This is a genomic window from Epilithonimonas sp., assembly GCF_056329745.1.
The window spans coordinates 45,456-61,469 of sequence record NZ_JBWEYV010000014.1; the positions used below are offsets into that span (position 1 = coordinate 45,456).

16 protein-coding genes are annotated in these 16,014 nt (G+C 39.5%); 12 read left to right on the top strand and 4 right to left on the bottom strand.

Translation table 11 applies throughout. From position 1 onward, the window contains the following. Window positions 1-26 precede the first annotated feature (26 nt). Window positions 27-3,101 (top strand): efflux RND transporter permease subunit, encoded by a 3,075-nt coding sequence (locus AC00Y6_RS10875; RefSeq protein ID WP_474490637.1) that lies wholly within the window; start codon window positions 27-29, stop codon window positions 3,099-3,101. Window positions 3,102-3,261: 160 nt separating this feature from the next. Then, window positions 3,262-3,453, top strand: a complete 192-nt coding sequence (locus AC00Y6_RS10880; protein ID WP_476589244.1) for a hypothetical protein — start codon at window positions 3,262-3,264, stop codon at window positions 3,451-3,453. Between the two features lie 15 nt (window positions 3,454-3,468). On the opposite strand, the gene AC00Y6_RS10885 is transcribed toward AC00Y6_RS10880, so the two are convergent. Further along, window positions 3,469-3,816, bottom strand: coding sequence for a winged helix-turn-helix transcriptional regulator (locus AC00Y6_RS10885; protein ID WP_474490638.1), 348 nt, complete (start codon window positions 3,814-3,816; stop codon window positions 3,469-3,471). Window positions 3,817-3,911: 95 nt separating this feature from the next. Between AC00Y6_RS10885 and AC00Y6_RS10890 the strand changes: the two genes are divergently transcribed. The 8 genes from AC00Y6_RS10890 (at window position 3,912) to AC00Y6_RS10925 (ending at window position 10,162) form a co-directional block, all read left to right on the top strand. After that, a complete protein-coding gene (locus tag AC00Y6_RS10890; protein ID WP_474490639.1) occupies window positions 3,912-4,511 on the top strand; it encodes an NAD(P)H-dependent oxidoreductase in 600 nt (199 codons plus the stop codon). Window positions 4,512-4,515: 4 nt separating this feature from the next. Continuing rightward, window positions 4,516-5,613: an L-dopachrome tautomerase-related protein gene (locus tag AC00Y6_RS10895; protein ID WP_474490640.1), complete on the top strand. Its 1,098-nt coding sequence runs from the start codon at window positions 4,516-4,518 to the stop codon at window positions 5,611-5,613. 316 nt (window positions 5,614-5,929) lie between these two features. After that, window positions 5,930-6,256: an ArsR/SmtB family transcription factor gene (locus tag AC00Y6_RS10900; protein ID WP_474490641.1), complete on the top strand. Its 327-nt coding sequence runs from the start codon at window positions 5,930-5,932 to the stop codon at window positions 6,254-6,256. Between the two features lie 43 nt (window positions 6,257-6,299). Beyond that, window positions 6,300-6,764, top strand: coding sequence for an SRPBCC family protein (locus tag AC00Y6_RS10905; RefSeq protein WP_474490642.1), 465 nt, complete (start codon window positions 6,300-6,302; stop codon window positions 6,762-6,764). A 6-nt stretch (window positions 6,765-6,770) separates the two neighbouring features. Next, window positions 6,771-7,154 (top strand): DoxX family protein, encoded by a 384-nt coding sequence (locus AC00Y6_RS10910; protein WP_474490643.1) that lies wholly within the window; start codon window positions 6,771-6,773, stop codon window positions 7,152-7,154. A 10-nt stretch (window positions 7,155-7,164) separates the two neighbouring features. Next, a complete protein-coding gene (locus AC00Y6_RS10915) occupies window positions 7,165-7,746 on the top strand; it encodes a YdeI/OmpD-associated family protein (RefSeq protein ID WP_474490644.1) in 582 nt (193 codons plus the stop codon). A 311-nt stretch (window positions 7,747-8,057) separates the two neighbouring features. Further along, on the top strand, window positions 8,058-9,347 hold the full coding sequence (locus AC00Y6_RS10920) for a TolC family protein (protein ID WP_474490645.1): 1,290 nt from the start codon (window positions 8,058-8,060) through the stop codon (window positions 9,345-9,347). An 83-nt stretch (window positions 9,348-9,430) separates the two neighbouring features. Beyond that, a complete protein-coding gene (locus AC00Y6_RS10925) occupies window positions 9,431-10,162 on the top strand; it encodes a porin family protein (RefSeq protein ID WP_474490646.1) in 732 nt (243 codons plus the stop codon). A gap of 40 nt (window positions 10,163-10,202) precedes the next feature. On the opposite strand, the gene AC00Y6_RS10930 is transcribed toward AC00Y6_RS10925, so the two are convergent. Genes AC00Y6_RS10930 through AC00Y6_RS10940 form a run of 3 tightly spaced genes read right to left on the bottom strand, consistent with a single transcriptional unit; the run spans window position 10,203 to window position 13,131 of the window. After that, window positions 10,203-11,060, bottom strand: a complete 858-nt coding sequence (locus AC00Y6_RS10930) for a glycine betaine ABC transporter substrate-binding protein (protein WP_474490647.1) — start codon at window positions 11,058-11,060, stop codon at window positions 10,203-10,205. 6 nt (window positions 11,061-11,066) lie between these two features. Then, window positions 11,067-11,891, bottom strand: coding sequence for an ABC transporter permease (locus AC00Y6_RS10935; RefSeq protein ID WP_474490648.1), 825 nt, complete (start codon window positions 11,889-11,891; stop codon window positions 11,067-11,069). Between the two features lies 1 nt (window position 11,892). Further along, window positions 11,893-13,131, bottom strand: a complete 1,239-nt coding sequence (locus AC00Y6_RS10940; RefSeq protein ID WP_474490649.1) for a quaternary amine ABC transporter ATP-binding protein — start codon at window positions 13,129-13,131, stop codon at window positions 11,893-11,895. A gap of 668 nt (window positions 13,132-13,799) precedes the next feature. Between AC00Y6_RS10940 and AC00Y6_RS10945 the strand changes: the two genes are divergently transcribed. Then, on the top strand, window positions 13,800-15,050 hold the full coding sequence (locus AC00Y6_RS10945) for a site-specific integrase (RefSeq protein ID WP_474490650.1): 1,251 nt from the start codon (window positions 13,800-13,802) through the stop codon (window positions 15,048-15,050). A gap of 535 nt (window positions 15,051-15,585) precedes the next feature. After that, window positions 15,586-15,975 (top strand): single-stranded DNA-binding protein, encoded by a 390-nt coding sequence (locus tag AC00Y6_RS10950; RefSeq protein WP_474490651.1) that lies wholly within the window; start codon window positions 15,586-15,588, stop codon window positions 15,973-15,975. Window positions 15,976-16,014 lie beyond the last annotated feature (39 nt).

Here is a 16,014-nt window from a genome sequence, read left to right on the forward strand (position 1 = left end):
GGCGAATATTAAACAATTGGATTACAATGAATAAACTAATAAATATAAGCATAGAAAAACGCTGGGTAATGGTCGCCTTGTTTACCCTATTGGCGTTTTTTGGATACTATTCGTGGAAACAGTTATCCATAGAAGCGTACCCCGATATTGCGGACGTTACCTCACAGGTGGTTACGCAGGTGCCCGGACTGGCTGCGGAAGAAGTAGAACAGCAGATTACTATACCTGTAGAGCGGGCATTGAACGGCTTGCCTGGAATGCACGTGATGCGTAGCAAAAGCACCTTTGGCTTGTCTATGATTACCATTGTGTTTGAGGACGGGGTAGATGATTATTGGGCAAGAATGCGTATTCAGGAAAGGCTCAATGAAGTAGAACTGCCGTATCAGGCAGTACCGGGCCTTGACCCGCTTACATCGCCCATAGGTGAAGTGTACCGTTACATCATCGAGACTGACGGCGGTCAGGATTTGCGGGAGCTGACCGACCTGCAAAACTTTACCATCATTCCCCGTCTCAAACAGGTGTCGGGCGTAGCAGATGTCACCAATTTCGGGGGGATTACCACACAGTTCCAGGTAGAGGTAAATCCTCGCAAGCTGGAACAGTACAACATTACACTTAACGAAGTTACCGAAACCATAGAGAAGAATAATGTGAATGCCGGAGGAAGCGTTTTGCCAAGAGGCGAGCTGGGTTATGTAATCCGTGGGATAGGATTAGTAAAGAATTTGGAAGACCTCGGAAAGATTGTCGTAAAATCCGAAAACGGCGTACCTATTTTTCTGAACGACATCGGGGAACTGAAATACGGCACATTGGAGCGTAAAGGTGTGTTGGGCTATACCGACCGGAAGCGTAACTATTCGGAAAGTCTGGAGGGTATCGTACTCCTGCTGAAAGGGCAAAATCCGTCCACCGTGCTGGAGGGCATACACACAGCCGTTGATGAATTGAATAACGGAGGTCTGCCCGATGGCGTGCGTATTCATACGTTCCTTGACAGAACCGATTTGGTCAATACAACGCTCAACACGGTATCACATACGCTGATGGAGGGAATGACATTGGTCATTATCGTGCTGATTGTATTCCTCGGAAGCTGGCGTGGAGCATTGCTCGTGGCAATCACTATTCCGCTGTCATTGCTCATTGCATTCATACTGATGCACTTTACCAACATTCCGGCAAACCTGCTTTCCCTCGGTGCTATCGACTTCGGCATCATCGTGGACGGAGCCATCGTGATGATGGAAACCATCCTGAAAAAACGGGAAGACAATCCCGAAGAAGAATTGCAGGAAAAAACCATCGCACAACGGGCAGCAGAAGTAGCCAAACCTATCTTCTTTGCCACCATTATCATCATTACCGCCTACCTGCCGTTATTCGCTTTTGAAAGAGTAGAAAAGAAACTCTTTACACCAATGGCATTTACCGTGGGATATGCACTCTTAGGGGCTTTGGCTGTGGCATTATTGGTTATCCCCGGACTGGCGTATGTGCTCTACCGTAAGCCGCAGAAACTTTACCACAACAAATGGCTGGAAAAACTGACCAACGTTTACAACAGCAGAATACAGAAAATAATGCGTAAACCGAAAAAGGTATTTCTTCCATTGATATTGATTTTAGTGGCGGCATCGGTACTGACTATCCGTGAGGGAAAAGACTTTTTGCCGCCATTGGACGAGGGTTCTATTTGGTTACAGGTACAGTTGCCACCAGGCATTTCGGTTGAAAAGTCCAAAGAAATGAGCGACACACTCAGAGCAAGGACAATGAAGTACGAAGAAGTAAACTACATTATGGTGCAGGCAGGGCGTAACGATGACGGTACAGACCCGTGGACAGCTTCGCATTTTGAGGTATCTGTCGGCATCAAGCCTTACAAAGAATGGAAAAGAGGCAAAACCAAATACGACCTTATCGAAGAATTGGCAAAGGACTATGACCAACTGCCCGGCTTCACCGTCGGTTTTTCCCAGCCGATGATAGACGGGGTGATGGACAAGATTTCGGGAGCACACAGTGAACTGGTGGTAAAAGTATATGGTGATGATTTTAAGGAAACGCGCAGGATTGCCGAAGAAGTAATGACAACGTTGAAGACCGTACCGGGTGCAGTGGATTTGGATATTGACCAGGAGCCGCCTTTGCCGCAGCTTCAAATACACGCAGACCGGGATAAGATTGCCCAATATGGATTGAATGTTTCCGACGTGGCGGAATTGATTGAGGTAGCTATTGGCGGAAAAGCCGTTTCTCAATTATTCATCGGGCACAAAGTTTATGATATCATTTGCCGATACAGTGAAACCAGCCGCAACACGCCCGATAAGATTGCCAACCTGATGCTGACCTCCAAAACCGGGGCAAAAATACCGTTGTCGCAGGTAGCCGAAGTAAAGTTAAGTACAGGCGAAAGTACCATTACAAGGGAAATGAACAAAAGGCATCTGACCGTAAAACTCAATGTACGCAACAGGGATTTGAAATCCTTACTGACCGATGCACAGAAAGCCATTGAGAAAAATGTGCAGTATGAACATAAGAAGTTTAATATCCAATGGGGCGGTCAGTTCGAGAACCAAAACAGGGCGTATGAAAGACTGGCAGTTATCGTTCCGTTGGCATTAGGCATCATGTTCATATTGTTGTATGGTGCATTCGGTTCGTTTCGTCAGGCAGGGTTGCTGATGAGCATCGTACCATTGGCACTATTCGGGGGGATGCTGGCACTGAATGTAAGAGGAATGACGCTCAATGTATCTTCTGCTGTTGGATTTATTGCCCTGTTTGGTGTAGCGATACAGAACGGTGTGATTATGATTTCGCACATTAACGAACTAAGGCGTAAAGGCTATGATTTATTACAGGCAGTGATAGAGGGTGCAAAACACCGTTTCCGTCCAGTGCTGATGACGTCAACCGTAGCGGTGCTTGGTCTGTTTCCGGCATCGCTGGCTACGGACATCGGCTCCGATGTACAGCGTCCGTTGGCAACGGTCATTGTTTACGGATTGCTGTTCTCCACCTTAATCACGCTATTTGCCCTGCCCGCATTGTATTACCTCGTAGAAAAGAAATGGAAGAAATAACTGCGGAGGGTGGATTTTCGATTTCGGATTTAACCATAATCCGAAATCGAAAATCCCAAATCCGAAATGAAAATAAAGGTAGGAGGCGAAGCAGAATATATGTGTAATTTCGTTGCATCTATAAAGGAGATGTGCAAAAGCCTCCGCTACGCTACGCCTTTTGCACATCGGTTCGGCGGATTTCATCCGCAGATGTGTCAAAGCGTCTTCGCTACGCGAAAACCTTCATCACATCTGCGGATTGGCTAAATCCCCAAAAGGAAGCAAGCTTCCAATTGGGAAATTCGCCAATCCGCCGAACCGTTATAGCAATGTTACTCAACCGAACCGCCATACCCAAAGACAGACATAACGCAGGAAACAAAAACTATTTCACGACTTTAATCCGCTTATTTTTCTTTGCTGTTTCTTTTCCCCAATCTGCAATAGCATTGAGCAATGGAATTAGCGTTTTCCCAAATGCTGTTAATTCGTATTCCACTTTCAAAGGCGGTTTGCTTGTGTAAACAGTTCGTTTAACCAATCCGTCCTCTTCCAACTCTTTTAGTTGCATAATAATTGTGCGTTCTGTTACCATTGGTAATTCTTTTCTCAACTCATTATACCGTTTTTTTTCGATTAAATGAATAAGGATTACCGCCTTCCATTTTCCACCTATATATTTCATTGTCAGGCTTGTGCTGCAAGGAAATTGTTTATCGTCTATACAATACATCTGATACTATCAATTTTGACCGTTATTGCAAAGATAAATCACTATACTTAATTTTGTAACATTAAAAAGTATAGTATAAATCAAATTTTAGAAAAATGAATTTTTTAGACCTTGCAAAATGGCGATACACAGCCAAAAAGTATAATCCAAACGAGAAAATTTCAGACGAAAAAATTGAACAGTTAAAGGAAATCCTTCAGTTAAGTCCGTCATCAATCAATAGCCAATCTTGGAAATTCTTTTTTATTTCCGATGAAAAAGTAAAAAGTGAATTGGCAAGTGTGTCTTATTTTAATGAACAAAAAATCAACGAAGCAAGCCATTTAATTGTGTTTAGTGCTATTGATGATGTTGACCTTTTTGAAAAACAGATTAAAGAAAATCTACCCGAAGGTTCGGTTAATTACTATAACCAATTTCTGAAACCAAAAGGCGAAACAGAAATTAAATCTTGGTTACGGCATCAGGTATATCTTTCTCTCGGTTTTTTCCTTTCGGCTTGTGCAAGTTTGGAAATTGACAGTTCGCCAATGGAAGGACTTCAACCAGATGAATATGACAAAATCCTAAAATTGGACGGTTACAAAACATTGTTTGCTGTTGCTATTGGTTACAGAAATCCCGAAGACAGCAATCAACCGTCTGTAAAACCCAAATCACGTTTACCATTTGAGCAAATCATTAAATCTATTTAAGAATATGAAGAAGTATATTTTAGTTTTCAGTCTGCTGACAGGCATTAACGCCTATTCTCAAAAAGCAGATTATGAAGTTTTTGCCACTGTTGAGCAATCCGTAGGAAACATTGCTTTTACACATCAAGGTGATTTGGTGTACAGCCATCACCCGTTTTTTAATCCGCAATTTCGGGTGGTAAAATACAATGTCCAAACCAAAACAACTACGCCATTTCCCAATGAAGAATGGAATACACCTCGAGAAACAGACGACCATTATTTGAGCAATGTTTTGGGAATTAGAAACGATAAAAACGGAATTGTGTGGATGTTAGATATGGGACAACGAAATCCTGTAACACCAAAAATTGTAGGTTGGAACACCATTACAGATAAATTAGAACGGATTTATTATTTGCCAGAAACGGCAGTTGTGCCTACTTCACAGCCAAATGATATGGTGGTAGATACCAAACACAATGTTTTTGTAATTGCAGACGAAGGTATTGGAAACGGTGGCAACGGAAATACCGCAGCCTTGATTGTTGTAGATATGAAAACAGGAGAAACAAGACGATTGTTGCAAGGTCATAGAACGACTTTACCTGAAAATTTACCGACAATTATCAACGGAAAACCGTTAACCGTTAACGGCAAAAATCTTTTGGTGGGTTGTGACGGAATTACTGCGGATAAAAACTTTGAATGGTTATACTATGCACCATTGAACGGCAGTAAAATGTATCGTGTAAAATTGGATGATTTGCTAAACGGAAATCTGAACGAAACTGAATTGGACAAACGGATAGAAACTTATTCCAATAAGCCTAACAATGGCGGTTTAAGCATTGACATTGACGGCAATTTATATCTAACCGCAATGGAAAGTAACAGCGTTGCGGTAATTCTTGCCAAAGACAAAAGCGTTCATAACATTGTTACGGACAAAAAATTACTTTGGGCAGATGGAGTAAGTTACAACGAAGTGGACGGCTATATGTATGTTTCGGCTGCACAAGTTCATCTCGGAGCAGTTTTTCATAACGGAGTAAACAAAGCCACAGCACCTTTTTATATTTTCAGGTTTAGACCATTGACAAAAGGAGTTTCGTTTAGATAACAGACAATGTTAGATGACCGTACAATCTGACACTTGAAAAAGTAATCGTAGGACTGTCCTTGACGAACTTACATCCTTTAACGGCAGTTCTTTTCTCAACTTTTGCAGTTGGACAGTCCAATGCTGACTATGAGAAAAGTTACTCCGACAGACAACCGTTCAGACATAATAATAACGCTCTGCCCTAAATTTCAACGACTTATTTTTTTGTAAAAAAATTGCGTAGTCAAATAACTACATTTATATTTGTAGTCAAATAACTTCATAAATGAAACGAAGTTCCATCATACCATTAATAAAATAAAAAAAACAACTGATGAATTTAAGACGAGATGTTTTCCAGGCAATAGCCGACCCGACAAGAAGAGCAATACTTTTGTTAGTTGCTACGCAATCAATGACCGCAGGGGCAATCGCTTCAAACTTTGACACAGCAAGACCAACTGTTTCAAAACACTTGCAAATTCTGACAGAGTGCGAGTTACTGAAACAAGAGCAAAACGGCAGAGAAATGTATTATCATCTAAACGCAAAAAAAATGAAAGAAGTGGCAGACTTTATTGAGCCGTTCCGCCAAATGTGGGACGACAGATTTAACAAGTTGGAAGCTGTAATGAAAAAGTATAATAACACCACGAAGTAGCATTGATACCAATGAAAATTATACAACAAATCAATAAATAAAAATGGAACAAAAAACAAAAGTAAATGCAGAAGACGGCACACAGGAAATTGTAATCACAAGGGAATTTGATTTGCCTTTGGAATTGTTGTTTAAAGCATACGAAGAACCCGAACTTTTTGAACAGTGGATGAACACCAAAGTGCTGAAAATGGAAAACAAAAAACACGGCTCTTATGCTTTTGAAACATCGCACAACGGAAATGTGGTTTTTCGTGCAAACGGAACAATACACGAATTTGTCCCTAACCAAAAAATCACACGAACATTTGAAATGGAAGACACATCGTTTCCCGTTCAACTTGAATTTTTAGAATTTGAAAAACTGACAAACGAAACAAGCAAACTAACTATGCACATTGTGTTTAAGTCCGTTGAGTTCAGAAACCAATTAATGCAAATGCCATTTGCACAAGGTCTTGATATGGCACACAACAAACTACAAGAAATAGTAAGCAACCTAAAATAGCAAAATATGCAAAAGACAAACAAAATAATTTATTGGGTTACTACCCTATTTTTGTCAATCGGAATGACAGCAGGCGGTGTACAACAAATGTTACAAATCGGTGGTTATAATGAAATCGTAAGCTCATTAGGTTATCCGCTCTATCTTTTGAGCATTCTTGGTGTGTGGAAATTATTGGGCGTTGTGGTTATCCTTATCCCGAAATTTCCGTTATTGAAAGAATGGGCTTACGCAGGATTTTTCTTTGCAATGTCGGGAGCTTTTGTTTCTCATTTAGCAGTTGGACAAGCATTTAGCGAAGCTGTTCCGTCATTGATATTATTATCGGTAACTGTTTTATCTTGGTATTTTAGACCTGCCGACAGAAAAATCATCTTTGATAAAAATTAAAATAACTTCAATGAACCAACAAGCAGAGCAATTTTTCGAGAAAGCAAAAAAATGGAACAAGGAGTTTAATTTATTGCGTGAAATCGTATGTAACAACACATCGCTTGAAGAAGATTACAAATGGATGCATCCTTGTTATACTTTTCAAGGGAAAAACATTGTACTCATTCACGGTTTTAAGGATTATTTTGCCTTGCTGTTTCATAAGGGCGTTTTACTGAAAGACCCGAAAAACATTCTGATACAGCAAACTGAAAATGTACAGTCGGCAAGGCAAATCAGATTTACCAATGTTGAACAAATCACAAAACTAAAATCCGCCATTAAAGCCTATATCAATGAAGCGGTTGAAATTGAAAAATCGGGAAAGAAAGTAGAAATGAAGAAAGCAAACGACTATCCTGTTCCCGAAGAATTTCAAAAGATTTTAGACGAAGACGAAGCTCTAAACAAAGCATTTTATTCTTTGACACCCGGACGGCAAAAAGGGTACTTATTTCACTTCACTCAAGCCAAACAATCCAAAACAAGACAAGCGAGAATTGAAAAATATATTCCCAAAATTCTTGACAATAAAGGCTTGGACGACTAAAAATCAAAAGCCCGTTCTGGTAACTGGGGTTTCTATAAGCGTACCTATCAATTCAAAAATCTGAACTTTCATTCTTAAAATGTCAAATTTTTAGCTTCAAAAACTTGACTTATCTGCCTATTTCAAAAAACCTCTAATAAAATTCTAATTTTTTTCTATACCCATTCTAACGGCTCTTTCAGTTGGGGATAAAGACCTTTGCACTGTAAAAAATTAGTGTGCAAATGAAACCATCATGATTTATTCAAATCACACAGTGGAATGAATAAATCTGATTGCTTTATCACCTTTAAAGAACAATTTATAGACGGATGAAAAAGTACATCAAAATAGTTGTCAGTGTGGCATTCCTGCATTTTTCCTATACGGCAGATGCACAGGAAATCGACACATTGTTCACCAAGAGAAAAATAGATTATCCTACCTATATCGGGTTGGTTGGTAAAAATAACCTGGAATATTCAGCCGAGAAATTTAACATCAATATTGCGGAAGCAAACATCCTTAGTGCCAAAATATTTCCCGACCCTGAACTTGGTTTCGGCTATGCAGATAACGGTCAGCGAAGAATGGGAATGGGATATGGCTTTTCCTCTCAACTTTCCTGGACACTGGAACTCGGTGGAAAACGGAAAGCGAGGATAGACCTTGCCAAAAACGAAGCACAGCTTACCAGTCATCTGCTCGAAGATTATTTTCGCAACCTGCGGGCGGATGCTACACTGGCGTACCTGTTAACCATTCAGAACCGTCATTTATTAGATGTGCAACTCAATTCCTATCAGCAAATGAAAAAGCTGGCAGAAGCAGACAGCATCCGTTTTAAGTTGGGTTCTATTACACAGGTTGATGCACGGCAGTCAAAGCTCGAAGCAGGTACGATGTTGAATGAGGTATATGAAGCAGAAGCCGAATTGAAAACAACATTGGCTAACCTGTCGCTTTTGTCAGGTCAAAAACAAATGGAAGCCTTATTTTATCCTCAAGAAGAATTTACGGGCTTTGACAGGAATTTTGTACTACAGGATTTGATACCGATGGCTCAAAACAACAGGGCAGACTTGAAAGCCGCTTTGCAGAACAAAAATGTTTCCCATAGCTCGGTAAATCTGGCGAAAGCCAACAGAGCCATTGACCTAGGATTGTCAGTGGGCGCAGTTTATAATTCGTATGTTCGGAACATTATTGCCCCTACGCCGTCTTTTACAACGGTGAATGCAGGGATTAGCATTCCACTCAAATTTTCAAATAACCGCCCTGGAGAACTTCGGGCGGCACAATATGGTGCGCTACAGGCAGAACAACTATACAAGAAAACGGAACTGACCATTGAAACCGAAGTGACTCAGGCTTTTTATACTTACAAAGCTGCGCAAAAACAGGTCTTGCAGTTCAACACGGGATTGCTTGCTGAAGCAAAGGCAATTTTGGACGGTAAGATATACAGCTACAAAAGGGGCGAAACTTCTTTGCTGGAAGTCCTGAATGCCCAGCGAACGTATAATGATGTGCAGCAAAACTATTATCAAACCCTCTACAAACACGCTGCCGCATTGGTGGAACTGGAAAGAGCAGCTGGTATTTGGGATATTAACTTTTAAAGGATTGAGGAAGACGGAGGTGAGATTGCGGATTTAGCGCGAAATCAAAAAAACCGAAATCCGAAATAAAAATAAGAAATCGTATGAAAATCAAAATAATCACAGCAGTACTTTTTGGATTAATCAGCCTGAACGCTTTTGCTCAATCCGAAATCGAAAATCCGAAATCGGAAATCGGAAATCTTCAATTCGGTATCAAAGCAGGATGGAATTACAGCAACCTCTACGGAAAGGAAATAGACTATGTGTTTGCCGATGGCAAAACGGAATACCAATCCGGGTTTCACGCTGGGATATTCGTAGATACACGTATGTCAAAACATTTCGGGTTGAAACACGAGTTGCTGTTCAGCCAAAAGCGCATCGGTGTATCGCTCAGAGATGCTAACGATGAAATGTACAAATCGAAACTCACGACGTCCTACCTTGACCTGATGCCTGCCAGCCTGACTTTTCAGGTCGGAAGTTTTCAGCTATTTGCCGGTCCATATATCAGTGCATTGCTGAACGCAAACGTAAAGCGCAGCGATGCAAACGGAAAAATGTATAAGGATAAAAGCATTTTTGGCACAACCGATAATGACGAAACCGAAACACGTTACCTGCAAAAATTCGATTTCGGAGCGAATTTGGGATTAGAATACCGTTTTGATTTTGGACTTTCCGTAGGAGCAAAGTATACACACGGTTTTACCGATATTTTCCAATATACCAATAGCTATACTAATGGAGATACCAAAACCAATAATATTAAAATATATAATCGTGGATGGATGGTTTCGGTGGGATATATTTTTAGATGCAAAAATCAATAGATCCATATTAATTAGATGCAAAATCTAAGCTCATTATTCCCTATTTTTTTCTCGGCAAATGTTTTACCCAGCTATTTACAAGGCTCCTGTGTTGTGCAATCCAGTATTTGACAGCCTTTTCTTTACTTTTATTTTTCTCCATGGATTTCAGCAATTCCGACATCGAAGACTGATCAAATTTGATTTGTGATAAAAATGGCATCAGCTCTGCATGCTCTTTGGGGAAATCCTTTCTGCTGTAGATGTGTATGGTTTCTGTAGTACCATAAGTTTTTTTGGGGTCATCCAAAAATTTTAATTTCATCTCTCCAAACATCCAGTGAGGTTGCCAACCAGCCACTACAATCCATCGCTTTTCCCGAATTGCATTCTTTAATTCGGTAAGCATAGCAACTGTTGAGCTGTTGACCTGTCGATAATCGAGTTTATAATCCTTTATTGCATTATCGGTTGCTCTGGTAAGGCCAGCACCTTTTTCGATTCCGATGATTTGATGCCCAAACCTGTCAGCATAAGTATTAAGTTGCTCAATCGAATTAACAGGAACAAAGTCTGGAACAATCAGCCCACTTTTTGCATGATCATAAGTAGAAGCTATATCTACCAAATCGGGGAAACGAGCCACTTTGCTGCCATGCGTTAAAGGCAACCAAATATCGAGATAGAGATCAGTATCCTGATTATTCATGGATGCCAGGATCATATCCGGTGTCGCTTTTTGTGTGACAACATTATACCCCTGCTCATCCAAAATCTGTTTTACGACCTCTGTCATTGCAATCCCTTCTGCCCAGCCATCTACAGTGCCTATTGTTATATATTTTTTATTTTTGCCAGGCTGGCAAGCTGCTACCAAAAGTAGGAGTACCACGCCCAGCACTACTGTAATTTTTTTCATAATTAATTATTTCTTTTTGACAAATCCCTGCGTTATACGATCCAGAATAATTGCCAGAATGACGACCGAAAGTCCACTTTCAAAACCAAGTCCTATATCCAGATTATTAATCCCTTCAAGAACACGCTCTCCCAATCCGCCTGCTGCAATCATACCTGCAATTACCACCATGGATAATGATAAAAGAATGGTCTGATTTACACCTGCTAAAATGGTTTGTGATGCCAGTGGCAATTCTACTTTAAAAAGGATTTGACGTGATGTAGCTCCAAATGCCCTTGCTGCTTCTACTATATCCTTAGGAACAGACTCAATGCCCAATGTGGTTAACCTCACTGCGGGTGGCATTGCAAATATGATTGTCGCAAATGCCCCGGGTAATTTCCCAATGCTGAAAAATAAAACGGCAGGAATTAGGTAAACAAATGCTGGCATAGTCTGCATAAGGTCTAACATAGGACGAATGAATTTTTCAGCTGTTTTATTTTTAGCTGCCCAAATCCCCAATGGCAAAGAAAAAATAAGTGCGGTGACGGTGGCTACTAATACTAATGCAAGCGTTTCCATGGTCTCTTTCCAAAAACCCATCAGATAGATAAGACTGAATCCCAAAAGGGTAATTATTGCCACAGTACGTCCCGACTTCCACCATGCCAGTGCTGTAAAAAGACCTATAACAACATAAAAAGGCACGGCCAAAAAGAGCCATTCAACACCTAATATGGTTGCATTACCTACATTTTTAATCAAGTCAAAAAGAGGTTTCATATTCTCTATCAGCCATTTGATGGCTATTTCAACGTACTGTCCAATATCTATAATTTTTTCCATATTATCTGTTGTTTGCTTTTTCTTTTAGTTCTATAATTTCTTCTTCGTTATACTTGGTAGACTCAATAATCAACGATATTTGAGTAACGATACCCACCAGGCGGTTAGCTTCATTAACAACCGCAATCGGCGACCTTATCTCTGAGATGAGCGGTAACATTTCCTCTACAGTTGTATTTGTATTGACAGTAGGAACATTGGAATTAATGATTGATTCCACAGTAGGTTCCCTTAATTTGGCTATTCTGATGACATCATTCAGCCCCACAAAACCTAGAAACTTATCATGTAGATCTACCACTGGAAGAATATCTTCTCCAGTTGCACGCATTTTACGCAGAGCACCTTCGGGACCATCTTTTTTAAACCGTACTACGGTCGGTTTTTCGAACATCAAGGATCCTGCAGTAATAACTGCCTTGCGATCCACTTTCTCCACAAATGCCTTCACATATTCGCTGGCTGGTTCGGTTAAAATCTCTTCGGCAGTACCAATCTGTTCGATAACACCATCTTTCATAATAACAATCCTGTCACCTAGTTTGATGGCTTCATCCAAATCATGGGTAATAAATACAATGGTCTTTTTGAGGCTGTCCTGTAATTCAAGCATTTGATCCTGCATTTCTGATTTAACCAAGGGATCCAATGCAGAGAAAGCTTCGTCCATCAGCAAAACTTCCGGATTATTAGCGAGAGCCCTTGCCAAACCTACCCTTTGCTGCATACCGCCTGATAACTGGGAAGGAAATTGATTTTCGAACCCTGAAAGTCCTACCGTATCCAAAGCAATCTGGGCTTCATCTTCTCTTGACTTTTTATCTTCACCCCGAATCTCCAATCCAAATGCGGCATTACTCAAAACATTATAGTGAGGCAACAGACCAAATTTTTGGAATACCATACTTACCTCTGTTCTGCGAACCTCCAGAAGCTGTTTATTGGTTTTATCTGTTATGTTTTCGCCATTGATATAGACTTTTCCAGATGTCGGCTCATTCAATCTGTTGAGGCAACGCAAAAGAGTAGATTTACCACTACCGGATAAACCCATAATCACAAAAAATTCACCCTCCATGATTTCGAAATTTACTTTGTTAACCCCAATGGTGCATCCTGTCTTCTCTAGAATTTCCTTCTTAGAATGGCCAGCATTAAGCAAATCCAAAGCCTGCTTCTTATGCTTACCAAATACAATCGTAAGATCTTCTACTTTAATTTTTACGTTGTTGTTCATCATTAATATCAATTTATAAAGTTCGCTCAATTATTATGCTAAACATACAATTAGGCTAACTTTTGTTATATATATCAGTTAATTAACTGAATTAATTCATTTAAAAACATGCCAGAAAAATCTAAAGTTGTACTTGTGGTCTTAAAAGAACTCCTAACAAATACTATTTAACCGGAATATCTGGAAACACTATATTTAGATTCCAGATGAGACAATTGAGAATTGGCTCCTAATGTTATAATATCAGACAGTTTAGCCTAACAAAGGCAAAGAATAATTGTCTGCACTGAGCTGCAAAGGTACAAAAAACAAATTAAATCACTTTTTACAGCACTTTGACATGGTCAATGAGCAGTCTGGAAGGTAGAAGTTCATAGTTTACAACCTAAATCAAAACTCTGTTTTTTCTTTAAAAATGATTAATAAAAAGCAAAAGTAAGCAAAACGATTAAAACCTTTGATATACAATGCTTTATAAAATAGTAGTCTTAGTTCGGAAGTCGGTGTCTGATAGGTTTGAGGCTTAAATTGGCAAAGTTAGGTTACTAATTCGTTACCGATTTATAAAATCAACCAAGGTATTAACTGGTTATATTTCAGTGCTTTGCTTTCCTTTTTACATTTCCTTGTAACTCAATGTAATTTAATTTTAAACATTAAACATTTGAGTTATGAAACAGACGAAAAAGTCCACGTTCAAATTACTTTTCTATTTGAAAAAGAACGAATTGAAAAAAAATGGTAACGCCTCGATTATGGCACGAATTACCATTGATGGAACAGCTAAAACTTTGGGTACAAAGTTAGAAGTTAACCCTAATAATTGGGATTTAAAATACGGTCGGGTTGAAGGCAAAAGTGCTATAGCATTAAATATTAACCAAAAGCTAGATAACATTCGAGGACGTATCGACAAGATTTATGAAGATATGGTGAAACACGAAGGCTTTGCTACTGCCCAGAAAGTAAAGCTCTCGTTTTTAGGTGTCGGTGTAATGGATGATGCTATACTTAAAGTATTCAACGACCAAAATGAGAATTTTAAAAAATTGGTCGAAAAAGAAGAACGTTCACAAAGTACTTACAACAAGTATATTACGGTTTACAATCATCTTACAACATTTATAAAAGAGCGTTATCATCGTGATGATATGGCTTTCCGGGAATTGACTGCCGATTTTATCCGTGAATTTGATTTTTATCTCCGTTACGACTTACAGTCTTCTCATAATACGGTTTGGGTGTACACCATGCCTGTAATAAGTCTGGTAGAACTGGCTATTAAAAAAGGTTTGATACGTGATAATCCGTTTCAGGATTATGAAATCAGTATGGAAGAAACCGATAGAGGTTATATTTTAAAAGAAGATGTAGAAAAATTAATGATGTGCATACCGCCACATCCGAGATACGAACTTGTAAAAGACCTTTTTATTTTTAGTTGTTTTACCGGACTTGCTTATGCGGATATTAAAAAATTGACAAGAAACAATATTCAATCCTTCTTTGACGGCCATCAATGGATTATCAGCAGAAGAAAGAAATCAGATATTGCTTCCAATGTTAGATTGATGGAAATCCCTAAACGTATTATTGAGAAATATCAAGGTTCTACACGTAACGAGTTTATATTCCCTGTCCCGACAAACGTAACTTGTAATACCCATATAGGAAAATTGGTTGAAAAGGCAGAAATTATTACAGAACAAAAAATCACTTTTCACACAGCAAGGCATACTTTCGGAACAATGTTTTTAACTGAAGGTGTTCCATTGGAAAGTCTTAGTAAAATGATGGGACATAAAAATATTTCTACCACACAGATTTACGCTAAGATCACCAGTCAGAAGATTAGCAAGGATATGGATTTAGTTGCACCAAAATTTCAAGCGATGGAGGAAGCATTTCTTACAGCCCTCTGATTAACTTTTATCACTTTACAACAGAGCAGAACTATAATGGTTCTGCTTTTTTATGTCCTTACTTTTTTTTGTAGCCAAAGCACATTTACACCTTTTGCATTTCCCTCACAGTAAAAGAACTTATATCTACTTCTTGAAATAGAAAATTGAAAAACACAGCCCTGCTATTTCCTCCCTCCATATTTTTCAAATCTCTATCACAGGCATTTATTGCCTGGTCATTTATTCCATAAAATTTAGAACAGAATATTTCCATAATCAACCGGTAAAAAGGCAGCCAAAGTACGGCGGTCACCCCACGCTCAATCCCAGCCAAAAGACTACGGCATAAACGGTTTCCTCCCTAAAGGTACCCTCCAATTATTCCGTTTCCTTTTGGCTTTTCCTCTTGACCGCCTTAATAGTCTGCTTTCTTTTTTCCGGTTTTTCTTTTGGAAAAAATTATGCGAAGCGAAGCGGAGCAAACCACAACAGGAAGCAGGAAACGAAAAAAGCGAACGTAACAAGATGTAAAACTTTTAAAACAGGAACGATTATGAACATTATCGGAAGATTGACAAGAGATGCGGAAGTACGCACCACGTCACAGGACAAACAAGTAGTAAACTTTTCAGTAGCAACAAACGACAGCTACAAAAACAAGCAGGGCGAACGCATTGAGCAAACCACCTATTTCGACTGCTCTTATTGGATTTCTGAAAAGGTAGCCAAATTACTCACTAAAGGCACGTTGGTAGAACTCACAGGACGAGTAAGCACAAGAGCATGGACAGGCAATGACGGAGAGCCAAGAGCAGGACTGAATTTCCATACCTCAAACATCAAACTGCACGGAAGTAGTAAGAGAACTGAAACTGTAAAGGCTACTGCACAAACAGGAAACAACACAGCAGGGAAAGCTACAGAAGACGACCTGCCATTCTAACAACGAGTATTCAATCATTTTTTAACATCAAAATTTTAT